The following is a 12549-nucleotide window of genomic DNA, read 5'->3' as shown; positions in this document are numbered from 1 at the left end:
CGGAAGGGGCCGGACGGGCCCGGAACCCGCCCGCCCGGCCCTCGACATCGGACCGCACCACACATCTGATGAATCGTCACCCTATGCCGACGATCCGTCAGTTTACTCAAAAATTACCGTAGTTGACCTGCCAGGTCGGCAGTCCCATGCGGCGCCAGACGGCCACCACGCGGTCCCGGTCGTCCAGCGAGACCCGCACCGCGAACCGGGTCCGCACGTGCCGGTCGAAGAGCTCCGACTTCACGACGTCGTCACTGCGGCCGTCGCCCTCGGCGCGCATCCACAGCTCGTCCCAGTGGACCTCGTGACGGGTCAGCCACTCCTCCGTCACCGACCGGTGCTCCTCGCTCCGCCCCGAGAGCAGGACGACGGTGTCGCCCTTGGCCTCCCGGAACGCCTCCAGGGCCTCCCGGACGGGCGGGTTGAGCAGGTCCTCGCCGCAGCGCGTGAAGTCGTAAGGGCCGCGGTCCCCGCGCAGGGCCAGGGTGCCGTCGATGTCGCACATCACGGCCGAGGGCAGGGCCGCGTCGGCCTCGTACGGGGTGACGGCGGGCCGGTCGGCCAGCCACTCGGCGGTCAGCCGCCAGCCGCCCTTGCGGGCCTTGGCGTGCTTGTCGGCGAGGATCCGGATGATCTCCTCCCCCACCGACTCCTCCCGGGCCGCGTCCCGGGTCAGGCACTCCTCCAACGGCACGTCGGTGAAGTCGTGGACCGCGAACTCCACGTCGAGGCCGTTGACGGCGGCCTTGATGCGCTGCGGAACGTGCCGGGTCAGATGGGTGTTGTCGACGACGACGTCGAAGCCGCCCTCGACGGCGGCCCGGACGGCGGCGTCCTGGACGGCGAGCACGGTCTGCTCCCGCTCCCAGGAGCGCTCCGGCACGGTGCCCTCGGCCGGCCGGGGGTCCAGCATGCGGCGGAGGTCGTCGAGGTTGACCCGGCGCATCCGGCCCCCGGACTCCGCCTGGAGGGCGCGGGCGGCGGTGGTCTTGCCGGAGGCCGGCAGGCCCGTCATGAGGTGTACTACGGGCACGGGTCAGTTCTCCTCGTCGGTGGTGAAGGGGTCGGCGGCCTCGGGGCGGACCGAGCGCCACACGAACAGGTCCGTGGGGCGTCCGTCCAGGCGCAGGAACATCGCCGCGCGCAGGGCGCGGTCGGGCAGTTCCCGTGCGGCCCGGGCGAAGGCGGCCCGGTCCCCGGCGAGGTGCGCGAGGGCGGCGTACGCCTCCTCGACGGCCCGGCCGCGGTCCGCGGCGGCCGCCTCCAGCCGCTCGACGACCGATCGTACCCACCCGTCGAACTCGTCCGGCACCCGCTCCAGCAGGGCGTCCAGGGGGCGCCCGCCCGCGGCGGTGGTCTCGGCGAGGGAGCAGCCCAGGCCCTGGGCCACGGCCTTGGCGGGCAGGTGGGCGAAGCGCTGGATGCCGTGACCGCGCCAGATGTCGCGGGGGGTGACGCCGGTGAGGAGCTTGTGCAGGCGCACGTACTCGGTCAGCTTCGCCTTGGCGCGCAGCCCGGAGGCGAAACGCAGCACGAAGCCCTCCGCCTCGGTGCCGCCCACGGGGGTGCCGTCGGGCAGGAGTCCGGCGGTGGTGAGCCGGTCCAGTTCGGCCAGGGACACGGCGGGGTGCACCTTCACCACGGAGCCGATGCCGGTCCAGTGCTCCGCGGCCTCGGCCAGCGGGAGTTCGCCGCCGGCGGTGCGCAGGGCGGCGAGGAGGACGAGGTCGTGCCGGGCCCCGTAGTCGACGACGATGCGGTTGCCGGGGTGGAGGATCTCGGCGAGGTAGGTGGTGCCGGGGCGCAGCGCTCCGGTGTCCCGGGAGTCCAGCCGGCGCTGGGCCCAGCGGGCCTGGTCGCTGGTGAAGGAGCCTCGGGTGGCGACGTGCCAGCGGTCGGCGTGGTGGAAGATCACGGCGAGGCTGCCGTCGACCTTTTCGTGGACCTCGAAGGGCTCGTCGGGGAGGGCGGGGGCGTAGGGACGACCCGCCCGGTGTTCGCCGACGTTGAAGAACTTGGGGAGGGGGCGGGCCACGATCTCGCCGGTGCGGTCGTCGGCCACGAGTCCCCGGCAGCGGGTGGTGGCCCGGTTCCAGACCTGCTCGTACTGGCAGCCGCGGGTGTACGTGTACAGCGACAGCGGCAGTTCGGGGTGGCTCTTGCGCACGACGTGCCCGGCGTCGAGGGCCGCTTTCAGCTCGTGGGGCGGCAGCAGTTCGTCGAGAGTCAGGCGGTCCTGGCTCATGGGGTTCCCTCCCGGTTCGTGAGCCTGCATTCTCACGTCCGGGCAGGTCGGAGCGACAGTGATTATCGGAGGAGAGCGGCGGATCGGGGCGGCGAACCGGTCCGCCGCCCCGAGCCGGCGCTCCGGTCCGGGGCGGGTGCGGGCGGTCAGCCGCGGTAGGTCTCCAGGAGGCGGAGCCAGACCTCGCTGATCGTGGGGAAGGCGGGGACCGCGTGCCAGAGGCGGGCCAGGGGGACCTCCGCGGCCACGGCCACGGTGGCGGAGTGCAGGAGCTCGCTGACTCCGGGGCCGACGAAGGTGACGCCGAGGAGGACCTCGCGGTCGAGGTCGACGACGGCGCGGGCCCGGCCGTGGTAGCCGTGGGCGTGGAGTCCGGCGCCGGTGACGGAGCCGAGGTCGTGGTCGACGGCGCGCACCCGGTGCCCGGCCCGCTCGGCCTCGGCGAGGGTGAGGCCCACCGAGGCGGCCTCGGGGTCGGTGAACACCACCTGCGGCAGGGCCTTGATGTCGGCGGTCGCGGTGTGCGGCCCCCAGGGGGTGGTGTCCACGGGGTCCCCGGCGGCGCGGGCGGCGATGACGGCGCCGACGATGCGGGCCTGGTACTTGCCCTGGTGGGTCAGCAGGGCACGGTGGTTGACGTCGCCGACGGCGTACAGCCAGTCCTTACCGGTGACCCGGCAGTCCTCGCCGACGGTGAGCCAACCGCCCGGTTCGAGGCCCACGGTGTCGAGTCCGATGTCCTCGGTGCGGGGGCTGCGACCGGTGGCGAAGAGCACCTCGTCCGCTTCGACGGTGTCCCCGCCGGCGAGGAGGAGGGTGACGGGACCGGTGGGTCCGTCGCGGACCACGGACTCCACGGCGGTGTCGGTACGGACCTCCGCGCCGGCCTCGCGGAGGGCTTCGGCGACGAGTTCCCCGGCGAAGGGCTCCATGCGGGGCAGCAGACGGGGGCCGCGGGCGAGCACGGTGACCCGGGATCCCAGCGCCTGCCAGGCGGTGGCCATCTCCACGGCGACGACGGAACCGCCGACCACGGCGAGGCGGCCGGGGGCCGCCTGCGCGGAGGTGGCCTCGCGGCTGGTCCACGGGCGGGCCTCGGCGACCCCGGGCAGGTCGGGGACGAGGGCCCGGGTGCCGGTGGCGAGGACCACCGCCTGCCGGGCGAGGAGCACGTGGTGTTCGCCCTCGGGACTGGTGACGCTGACCTTGCGCTCGCCGTAGAGGCGGCCGTGGCCCCGGTAGAGGTCGGCTCCGATGGAGTCGAGCCAGCCGATCTGGCCGTCGTCCTTCCAGTTCCCGGTCCACCAGTCGCGGTGGGCCAGCACGGCCCCGGTGTCGAGGGGGCCCTCGATGGCGGCGGCGAGCCCGGGGACCCGGCGGGCGTCGGCGCGGGCGAGGGCGGGGCGCAGCAGGGCCTTGCTGGGGACGCAGGCCCAGTAGGAGCATTCGCCCCCGACGAGTTCGGATTCCACGAGGGCGGTGCTGAGCCCGGCGGCGCGGGTCCGGTCGGCGACGTTCTCCCCGGCCGGTCCCCCGCCGAGCACCACGACGTCGTACTCCACGGCTTCGGTCATGGGGACAGTCTCCGTGGCCCGCGGCCCCGATGCACGCCTTCCCCGGGGGACGGCGCGTTCCCGGCGGCGGGTGCGGGCCGTGCGGAGCGACCGGCGCGGGGCGGGCGGGCCGCCCCGGTGGGTCAGGCTTCGGTGCCGGCGGAGCCCTGGGCGGCGGCGATCTTGGCGCGGACCTCGTCCATGTCGAGGGCGCGGGCCTGGCCGATGACGTCCTCCAGGAGGGCTTCGGGGAGGGCGCCGGGCTGGGCGAAGACGGCCACCTGATCGCGGATGATCATCAGGGTGGGGATGGACCGGATCTCGAAGGCCGCGGCCAACTCCTGCTGGGCCTCGGTGTCGACCTTGGCGAAGACCAGGTCGGGGTGGGCCTCGGAGGCCTTCTCGAAGACCGGGGCGAACTGACGGCACGGGCCGCACCAGGCCGCCCAGAAGTCGATCAGTACGAATCCGTTCGCGCTGACCGTCTCGTCGAAGTTGTCCTTCGTGAGCTCCACGGTGGCCATCGTCTCGTCCCTGCTTTCTGGTCGGCGGGCGGGCATCCGGCACAACGGTGTCCCGGTCCCGGTTATTTCCCCCGTGCGTGCCCCGGATCATCTCCGGGTGACCCCGGGATCACCCCGGGTTCACCCCTGATCATCCCCGGTGTCCCCGGGGCGGGCGGCGGCGGGGCGCGCTCAGAACGGGTGGCCGGCGGGTTCGCGGCGGACGGTGGTCCAGCGCAGCTCGGTGAAGGCGTCGAGGTTGGCCTCGCCGCCGAACCGGCTGCCGGTGCCGGAGGCGCCGACCCCGCCGAAGGGGGCCACGGCCTCGTCGTCGACGGTCTGGTCGTTGATGTGGGCGATGCCGGTGGGGATGCGGTCGGCGAGCTCCAGGCCGAGGGCGGTGTCGCGGGTGACGATGCCGAGGGACAGCCCGTACGGGCCGGCGGCGGCCAGGGCGGCGGCCTCGTCGAGGGTGCCGAAGGAGCGGACGGGGGCGACGGGCCCGAAGACCTCCTCCGCGTAGGCGGGGGTGTCGTCGGTGACGCCGGCGAGGACGGTGGGTCGGTAGAACAGCTCGCGGTAGGTGCCACCGGCCAGGAGTTTGGCACCGGCGGCGGTGCTGGCCTCGACCAGGGCGTGCACCCGGTCGCGCTGGCCGGCGTCGATCAGCGGCCCGAGGTGGACCTGCTCGCGGTGCGGGTCGCCGACGGCGAGGGACTCGGCCTTGGCCGCGAGGCGTTCGGTGTACTCGTCGTACAGGGAGGCGTGGACCAGGTGCCGGCCGGCCGTCATGCAGACCTGGCCCTGGTGGAAGAAGGAGCCCCAGGCGGCCAGTCCGACGGCGGCCTCGACGTCGGCGTCCGCCAGGACCACGAGGGCGGAGTTCCCGCCGAGTTCGAGGTGGGTGCGCTTGAGGGCGCGGCCGGCGGCCTCACCGACCAGCCGGCCGGTGGCGGTGGCCCCGGTGAAGGAGACCACCCGCACCGAGGGCTCGGTGACCAGCGCCGCTCCGGTGTCCGCGCCGCCCGGCAGCACGTGCAGGAGGTCCGCGGGGAGCCCGGCGGCCTCGAAGACGGCGGCGAGCGCCAGGCCGCCGCAGACCGCGGTGCGCCGGTCCGGCTTGAGCAGGACGGCGTTGCCGAGGGCGAGGGCGGGGGCGGTGGAGCGGATGGCGAGGATCAGCGGGGCGTTGAACGGGGCGATGACCCCGACGGTCCCGGCCGGCACCCGCCGGGTGAAGGAGAGGCGGGGGGCCTCGCCGGTGAGGACCTGTCCGACGGGCCGGGAGGCGAGGGCCGCGGCCTCGTAGCACTCCTGGGCGGCGACGTGCAGCTCGAAGGCGGCCTTGCCGGGTATGGAACCCGATTCCCGGACCAGCCACTCGGAAAGCTCGCCGGCGTGCTCGGTGAAGAGGTCCCCGGCGCGGCGCAGGACGGCGGCGCGTTCCGCGTACGGGAGCCGGGCCCAGACGGGCCGGGCGGCGGCGGCGCGAGCGGCGGCCGGGGGCACGTCGGCGGGGGCGGCGAGGCGCAGCTCCCCGAGGGAGGCGCCGGTCGCGGGCTCGGTGACGGGGACCGCGGCGCCCGTCAGGGTGCGGCCGTACCGGTCGCCGTCCAGGGTGAGCAGGGGCATGGCGCGGCCTCCGGTGGTCGGCGGGCACGGCGGGGTGCGGGCCCGGGCACGCGCGTCATGCTAGCCGGCGGGAGGGCTCGGGATCCGTCGCTTCTCGGGCAGTTCCCGACCGGAACCTGACCGGAAAGGATCTACCGCGGGGCGGGTTCCGTCGTTCCCCCGGTGCGGTGGTCATCGCCCGGTGCGGCGGGTCCCGCCGGGGCGGCCGATGCCGGAGGCGTCCCACGGACCCCGCCGCCGTACCGGCTGCCTCGCCGGTACGGCGCACGCGGCCGGGTGGGTCAGCGCTCCAGGACGAGGGCGATGCCCTGGCCCACGCCGATGCAGAGGGCCGCGACGGCCGTGCCGGAGCCGGCACGGGCCAGCTGGTGGGCGGCCGATCCGGCGAGCCGGGCCCCGGAGGCCCCGAGCGGGTGGCCGAGGGCGATGGCGCCGCCGAGCCGGTTGACCAGGGCGGGGTCCAGCTCCGGCCACTCGGCCAGACAGCCCAGGGCCTGCGCGGCGAAGGCTTCGTTCAGCTCGAAGACCCCGAGGTCGGCGAAGCCGCGCCCGGCCTTGGCGAGGGCCCGCTGGACGGCCTCCACGGGGCCGAGCCCGAAGAGGTGCGGTTCGATGCCGGTGACGGCGGAGGCGCGGATCCGGGCGAGGGGCTCGCGGCCCGTGGCCCGCAGCCCTTCCTCGTCGGTGAGCAGCAGGGCCGCCGCGCCGTCGTTGAGCGGGGAGGCGTTGCCGGCCGTGACGGTGCCCTCGGGGCGGAAGGCCGGCTTCAGGCGGGCCAGGGCCTCGGGGGTGGAGCCCTCCCGGATGCATTCGTCGCGCACCAGGTCCACGCCCGGGTACGGCAGCACCTCGGCCGCGTAGTGCCCGGCGGACCAGGCGGCCGCGGCCTTGTGGTGGCTGGCGAGGGCGAAGGCGTCCTGGGCCTCGCGGGTGATGCCGTGCTTGTCGGCGACGAGTTCGGCGCCCTCGCCGAGGGAGACCGTCCACTCCTCGGGCATCCGCGGGTTGGTCATCCGCCAGCCGAGGGTGGTCGACCACATCTGCTGGTGCCCGGCGGGGAAGGCCCGCTCGGGCTTCTGCACCACCCAGGGGGCCCGGCTCATGGACTCCACGCCGCCGGCGACCACCACCGAGGCGTCGCCGAGGGCGATGGCCCGGGCGGCCTGCACCACGGCTTCCAGGCCGGAGCCGCAGAGCCGGTTCACGGTGACCCCGGGGATCGTCACGGGCAGTCCGCCGAGCAGCACGGCCATCCGCGCGACGTTCCGGTTGTCCTCGCCCGCGCCGTTGGCGTCGCCGAGGACGACCTCGTCGACGCGGGTCGGGTCGAGGTCCGGGCTGCGGTCCACCAGGCCCCGCACCACGTGGGCGGCCAGGTCGTCGGGGCGGACCCCGGCGAGCGCCCCACCGAACTTCCCGATCGGGGTGCGGACGGCGTCGACGATGTACACGTCGCGGATGCTCATCAGGGGTCTCCAGGGCGGATCCGTACGGTTCTGGCGCGTTTGATCAACGCGCGCCCGCAGTGTCCGCCGCTGCCGGCCGCCCTGTCAACGCCCCCGTCCACCCGCCGCCCACCCCCGACCGTCCGCGCGGCCGGTGCGGCGCGGGGACGGGTCACGGCCGCCGGTTCAGCTGGATTCGCGGGCCATGACGCGGGCGGACATCAGGCCGTGCAGCTCTTCCGGTTCGCCGCGTTCGCGGACGGCGCGGTCGACCAGTTCGGCCAGCCGGTCCCCGGTGGGCAGCTCGATCCGGACGCTGCTCAGGCGCGGGCGGAGCAGCCGGCCGAGGAGCAGGTCGTCGGCGCCGACGACGGCCACCCGGTCCGGGACGGCGGTGCCCGCGTCCTGGAGGGCCCGCATCAGCAGCATCGCGTACTCGTCGTTGTAGGCGAACACCCCGTCCAGGCCCAGTTCGGGCCAGCGGCGGGCGAGCCGGGCCGCGGACTCCTCGGTGTACGCCATCGGGATGCCGGTGACCTCGGCGCCCTCGGGCTCGGCGGTGGCCCGGACCCCGGCGAGGCGGGGCAGGGAGAACATCGCGAACCCCTCCTCCTCGGGCACCACCACGCCGATCCGGCGCCGCCCCCGCTCCAGCAGGTGGGCGGCGGCGCGGGCACCGACCTCGCGCTGGTCCATGACCAGGGCGTGGGCCCCGGGCACCGTGTCGGGTCCGAGGGTGATCACGGCGCGGGCGCCGGCCCGCTTGAGGGTGTCCACGTTCCGGGCGGACAGGGTGTTCTCCCCGAGGGAGATCACGGCCACCGGACGGAGCTCGGCCCAGGCGCGGGCGGCCTGGTCGCCGGTGAGGCCGAGGCTGCCGTACTGGACCACGGTGTAGTCCAGGCGGCGCAGGGCCCACTGGAGTTCGTTGAGGAAGCCGCTGTACAGCGGGCCCACCGGGATGTGGGCGGTGGGCAGCAGGACGATCCGGGTGTGTCCGGCGCGCAGGCTGCGGGCCGCGGCGTGCGGGACGTAGCCCAGCTCCTCGGCGGCGGCGCGGACCTTGCGGCGGGTGGGTTCGCTGATCCGGACGGCCTCGGCGTTGTTGAGCACGTAGGAGACGGTGGCGCGCGAGACCCCGGCGAGCCGGGCGACATCGGCGCTCGTCGGCACGGCGGCGGTGGGCGGAACGGAGCGGATGGCCGGGGCGGACGGGTCCGTCGGCTGCGGATTCGGTGACTGAGACATTGCCGTCGCATCTTCGCAGACCGGTGGGTGCCGGGGTCTGGCGCATGGCCGGAAACGAGTGCTACACAGTGCTTACACGAGTCAGTGACACGTGTAAACGTTGTGGCGGCGAGGCCGTCACCCACGTGTCCCCCCGCCGGTCCCCCGTGGTCGGCGGGCCCTCGTCCCCTCGTCCCGCATCCCGCCCTGGAGGGCACCGTGGCCCTTTCCTCCTCCGGTACCGGCTCCGCGACCGGCGTTCCCGAACCGGGCGCCCGCCCCGGACGCGGCCTCCTGTCCCTGTTGCTGCTGGGCAACACCGCTCTGTACGCCCTCTACATCGGCGTCGGCGGGATCCTGCTCGCGCTCCAGGTGGAGGACCTCGACCCGGCGGCGAAGGTCGCCAACTTCGGCCTGATCGCGGGGGTCTCCGCGATCTTCGCCACGGTCTTCAACCCCGTGGCGGGCGCGCTCTCGGACCGGTCCGGCCGCCGCAACCCCTGGATCCTGGGCGGCGGGCTGCTCGCGGTACCGGCGATGGTGCTGCTCGGGCTCGCCGACGGCCTGCTGCTCATCGCGCTGGCCTGGTGCCTGGGGCAGGCGGTGCTCAACGTCTACCAGGCGGCGCTCACTTCCGTCGTCCCGGACCGGGTGCCCGCCGCCTCCCGCGGACTGGCCTCCGCGGCCGTGGGGCTCGGGCTGCCGCTCGGCACCGCGATCGGCGCCCTCGTCGGCGCCGCCTTCGCCGAGGAGTACCGCACGGGCTACCTCCTCCTCGGGGTGCTCGTGGCGGGCGCCGCCGTGCTCTTCACCGGCTGCGCCCGCGAGGAGCGGCCGCCGGTCCGGCCCCCGGCGCCGGCGCGCGCCCAGCTCGCCGCCTTCGCGAGCGCGCTGCGCGACCACGACTTCCGGTGGGCCTTCATCGGGCGGGCACTGCTGGTCCTCGGCTACTTCGCGGTGAGCGGCTACCAGTTGTACGTGCTCCAGGACCACACCGAGCTGCCCCGCGGCATGGCGCCGGAGGCGGCGGTGGCGGTGCTGATGCCGGTCACCAGCCTGGCCATGGCGGTGTCCACCGTGCTCGGGGGCTGGCTGTCGGACCGCGCCGGCCGCCGCAAGCCCTTCGTCGGCGCCTCCGCCGCACTCTCCGCGGCGGGACTGCTGGTGCCGGCGCTGTCCAGGAGCTGGACGGCCATGCTGGTCTTCGCCGTGGTCAACGGCCTCGCCTTCGGCTGCTACATGGCCGTGGACACCGCTCTGGTGACGATGGTGCTGCCGACCGCCGAGGACGCCGCCCGCGACCTGGGCGTGCTCAACGTCGCCAACGCCGGACCGCAGATCGTGGCACCGTTCGTCGCCTCGGCGGTGGTGTCGCTGAGCGGCGGGTACACCCTGCTGTTCCTGGTCGCCGCGGCCCTGGCCCTCGCCGGGGCGCTGGCGGTGGCACCGATCCGCTCGGTCCGCTGAGGCGGCTCCGGGAGCGTTCCGGGCCGCCGCCCGGAACGCGCACGACACCGTGGGAACACGGAAGAGAAAGAGAAGAGGGACCGCATCGTGCGACTGCACACGCACACCTGGGGCGACGGGGACCGAACCGCCCTGCTGGTACACGGAATCATGTCCGACCACCGGACCTGGCGGCGGGTCGGGCCCGCCCTCGCCGAACGGGGGTACCGCGTGATCGCCGTCGACCTGCGCGGCCACGGGGCCAGCGGCCGCGGGCCCTACGGGCTCGCGGACTTCGCGGACGACCTGGTGGAGACCCTGCCCGCCGGCGCCGAGCTGGCGCTCGGGCACTCCCTGGGCGGGCTGACCCTGTCCCTGGCGGTGGAACGGCTGAAGCCCGCTCGGGCGGTGTACTCGGACCCGGCCTGGCGGCTGCAACTGGCCGAGGGGGTGGGGCCGGAGGTCTTCGCCTCCTTCAAGTCGGCCGGCCGGGAGCAGATCGAGGCGCTCAACCCGCGCTGGGAGGCCGCCGACGTGGAGGTCGAGCTGGCCACGCTGGCGGACTGGGACCCGGACACCGCCCCCGCGCTGGCCGAGCTGACCGGGGCCGACCTGCTGCCCCTCGCCCCGGTGGTGCCCTCGCTGGTGCAGTTGGCAGGGCCGAGCTTCCTCATCGACGAGGAGCGGGCCGCGGTGCTGGCGGAGCGCGGGTTCGAGGTGCGCACGGTCGCCGGTGCCGGACACACCGTCCACCGGGACGACTTCGCGGGGTTCATGGCCTCGTTGGAGGGGTGGATCTGACACTCTCCGGGGCCGAGCCGCCTGAGTGGTGACCCACTCGGCCCCGGAGGCGGGACAACCGCCGCCGGCCCCGTTACCGTCGGTCCTACCGATGGGTAACGGGGAGGTCCGATGTCTGGTGCGGTATCAGGTCCTTTGACAGGCGCGTCCGTTGCCGGGCTCGCTCCCGAACGGCCCGCGGGGCTCGTGGAGTCGGCGCGCGCCCTGGCCGCCGGCGAGGTGTCCGCGCGGGAGCTCACCGAGCGGGCGCTGGCCCGCATCGAGGCCGCGCAGCCCGTCCTCAACGCCTTCCGACTGGTGCGGCACGAGGCCGCCCTGGCGGAGGCCGAGGACCGGGACCGGCGGCTGGCCACCGGGGAGCGGCTGCCCCTGTTGGGCGTGCCGGTGGCCGTGAAGGACGACATGGACGTGGCCGGGGAGCCGACCGCCTTCGGTTGCGCGGGGGACTTCCCCGCGCGCGGCGCCGACGGCGAGGCGGTGCGCCGGCTGCGGGCGGCGGGCGCGGTGATCGTCGGCAAGACCAACTCCCCCGAGCTGGGGCAGTTCCCGGTGACGGAGGGACCGGCCTTCGGGGACACCCGCAACCCGTGGGACCCCGCGCACACGCCGGGCGGGTCCTCGGGGGGTTCGGCGGCCGCGGTGGCCGCGGGGCTGGTGCCGGCGGCGCTGGGCTCCGACGGCGCCGGTTCGGTGCGGATACCGGCGGCCTGGACCCACCTGGTGGGGATCAAACCGCAGCGGGGCCGGATCTCCACCTGGCCGGAGCCGGAGTCCTTCCACGGGATCACGGTGCACGGGGTGCTCGCGCGCACGGTCGCGGACGCGGCGCTGTTGCTGGACGCGGCGGCCGGTCCGCACCCCCGGGACCTCCACCGGCCCGCCGCGGTGGACGCCTCGGCGGCGGCCCGCACGGCGCCCCGGCGGCTTCGGATCGCGCTCTCCTTCGGGCTGCCCTTCACGGCCAGCGGCGCGGTCCTCGACCCGCGGGTGCGGTCGGCGGTGGAGGGGTTGGCCGGGCGGTTGGCGGCCCTGGGCCACGAGGTGGTCGCGGAGGACCCTCGGTACGGGCCGATCGGGCCGGCCTTCGTGCCCCGGGCCACGGCGGGGATCCGGGACTGGGCGGGACGGGTGCCGGACCCGCGCCTGCTGGACCCGCGGACCCGTCAGGCGGCGCGGACCGGTCGGCTGCTGGGCGGGCTGCCGCTGCGGCTGGCGCGACGCGCGGAGGGGCTGCTCCAGCGGCGGATCGGGGAGATCTTCGGCCGGTACGACGTGGTGCTGACCCCGACCACCGCGGTGCCCCCGCCCCCGGTCGGGGCGCTCGCGGGGCTCGGTGGGCTGCGCACCGACCGCACGATGATCGCCGCCTGCCCGTACGCGTGGACGTGGAACGTCCTGGGCTGGCCGGCGGTCAACGTGCCGGCGGGGTTCACCCCGGAGGGGCTTCCGGTGGGCGCCCAACTCCTGGGCCCGGCGGGCGGGGAGCCACGACTGATCTCGCTGGCCGCGCAGTTGGAGGCGGACCTGCGGTGGGCGGAGCACTGGCCGCCCGCCCGGTACTGAGGCCGTCGCGCCCCGGCCGCGTCCCGGCCCGGGGGGGCCCGGGGGGGCCAACCGGGGGGGGAGGAGAGGTGACAGCGCAGAGAGGGCATGAGGGGGGGGGGGGCAAAGGGGTGGGGGTGTGGGGGTGTTATGGG

The 12549-nt window shown here is 75.4% G+C and carries 10 protein-coding genes; 3 read left to right on the top strand and 7 right to left on the bottom strand.

Features of this window, described 5'->3' with window-relative positions; genetic code table 11:
* Positions 1–106: 106 nt before the first annotated feature.
* The 7 genes from ABTZ17_RS18785 to ABTZ17_RS18755 all read right to left on the bottom strand — a co-directional run bounded on the left by ABTZ17_RS18785 (position 107) and on the right by ABTZ17_RS18755 (position 8626).
* Positions 107–1033 carry a phosphatase domain-containing protein gene (locus ABTZ17_RS18785; protein ID WP_352196762.1) on the bottom strand — a complete coding sequence of 309 codons (927 nt, stop codon included), beginning with the start codon at positions 1031–1033 and terminating at the stop codon, positions 107–109.
* A 3-nt stretch (positions 1034–1036) separates the two neighbouring features.
* Entirely contained in the window at positions 1037–2245 is a 1209-nt protein-coding gene (locus ABTZ17_RS18780) for an RNA ligase (RefSeq protein ID WP_352196761.1), read from the bottom strand.
* Between the two features lie 146 nt (positions 2246–2391).
* Positions 2392–3819, bottom strand: a complete 1428-nt coding sequence (locus ABTZ17_RS18775; protein WP_352196760.1) for a dihydrolipoyl dehydrogenase family protein — start codon at positions 3817–3819, stop codon at positions 2392–2394.
* A 122-nt stretch (positions 3820–3941) separates the two neighbouring features.
* Positions 3942–4322, bottom strand: coding sequence for a thioredoxin (gene trxA, locus ABTZ17_RS18770; RefSeq protein WP_352196759.1), 381 nt, complete (start codon positions 4320–4322; stop codon positions 3942–3944).
* A gap of 171 nt (positions 4323–4493) precedes the next feature.
* Positions 4494–5933 (bottom strand): aldehyde dehydrogenase family protein, encoded by a 1440-nt coding sequence (locus tag ABTZ17_RS18765; protein WP_352196758.1) that lies wholly within the window; start codon positions 5931–5933, stop codon positions 4494–4496.
* A gap of 281 nt (positions 5934–6214) precedes the next feature.
* Complete coding sequence (locus tag ABTZ17_RS18760) at positions 6215–7399, bottom strand: thiolase family protein (protein WP_352196757.1); 1185 nt, start codon at positions 7397–7399, stop codon at positions 6215–6217.
* Positions 7400–7564: 165 nt separating this feature from the next.
* Positions 7565–8626, bottom strand: a complete 1062-nt coding sequence (locus ABTZ17_RS18755) for a LacI family DNA-binding transcriptional regulator (protein WP_352196756.1) — start codon at positions 8624–8626, stop codon at positions 7565–7567.
* Between the two features lie 198 nt (positions 8627–8824).
* Here ABTZ17_RS18755 and ABTZ17_RS18750 point away from each other — a divergent pair, with 198 nt between their 5' ends.
* From ABTZ17_RS18750 to ABTZ17_RS18740, 3 genes are all read left to right on the top strand, one after another.
* The gene (locus ABTZ17_RS18750; protein WP_352196755.1) at positions 8825–10072 is read left to right on the top strand and encodes an MFS transporter; all 1248 of its coding nucleotides are present in this window, start codon (positions 8825–8827) and stop codon (positions 10070–10072) included.
* An 87-nt stretch (positions 10073–10159) separates the two neighbouring features.
* Positions 10160–10852, top strand: a complete 693-nt coding sequence (locus ABTZ17_RS18745) for an alpha/beta fold hydrolase (RefSeq protein WP_352196754.1) — start codon at positions 10160–10162, stop codon at positions 10850–10852.
* A 135-nt stretch (positions 10853–10987) separates the two neighbouring features.
* Positions 10988–12415, top strand: a complete 1428-nt coding sequence (locus ABTZ17_RS18740) for an amidase (RefSeq protein WP_352196753.1) — start codon at positions 10988–10990, stop codon at positions 12413–12415.
* Positions 12416–12549 lie beyond the last annotated feature (134 nt).

This window comes from Streptomyces sp. NPDC097619, assembly GCF_040302735.1.
GTDB lineage: Bacteria > Actinomycetota > Actinomycetes > Streptomycetales > Streptomycetaceae > Streptomyces.
Note: the sequence above shows the minus strand (reverse complement) of the source record. Positions and strands in the feature narration are given on the sequence as shown.

Bases quoted from the DNA above. Each gene is read 5' to 3' on its own strand.
- ABTZ17_RS18775 (WP_352196760.1), bottom strand. From the start codon at position 3,819: ATGACCGAAGCCGTGGAGTACGACGTCGTGGTGCTCGGCGGGGGACCG.
- ABTZ17_RS18755 (WP_352196756.1), bottom strand. From the start codon at position 8,626: ATGTCTCAGTCACCGAATCCGCAGCCGACGGACCCGTCCGCCCCGGCC.
- ABTZ17_RS18765 (WP_352196758.1), bottom strand. From the start codon at position 5,933: ATGCCCCTGCTCACCCTGGACGGCGACCGGTACGGCCGCACCCTGACG.
- trxA (WP_352196759.1), bottom strand. From the start codon at position 4,322: ATGGCCACCGTGGAGCTCACGAAGGACAACTTCGACGAGACGGTCAGC.
- ABTZ17_RS18760 (WP_352196757.1), bottom strand. From the start codon at position 7,399: ATGAGCATCCGCGACGTGTACATCGTCGACGCCGTCCGCACCCCGATC.
- ABTZ17_RS18780 (WP_352196761.1), bottom strand. From the start codon at position 2,245: ATGAGCCAGGACCGCCTGACTCTCGACGAACTGCTGCCGCCCCACGAG.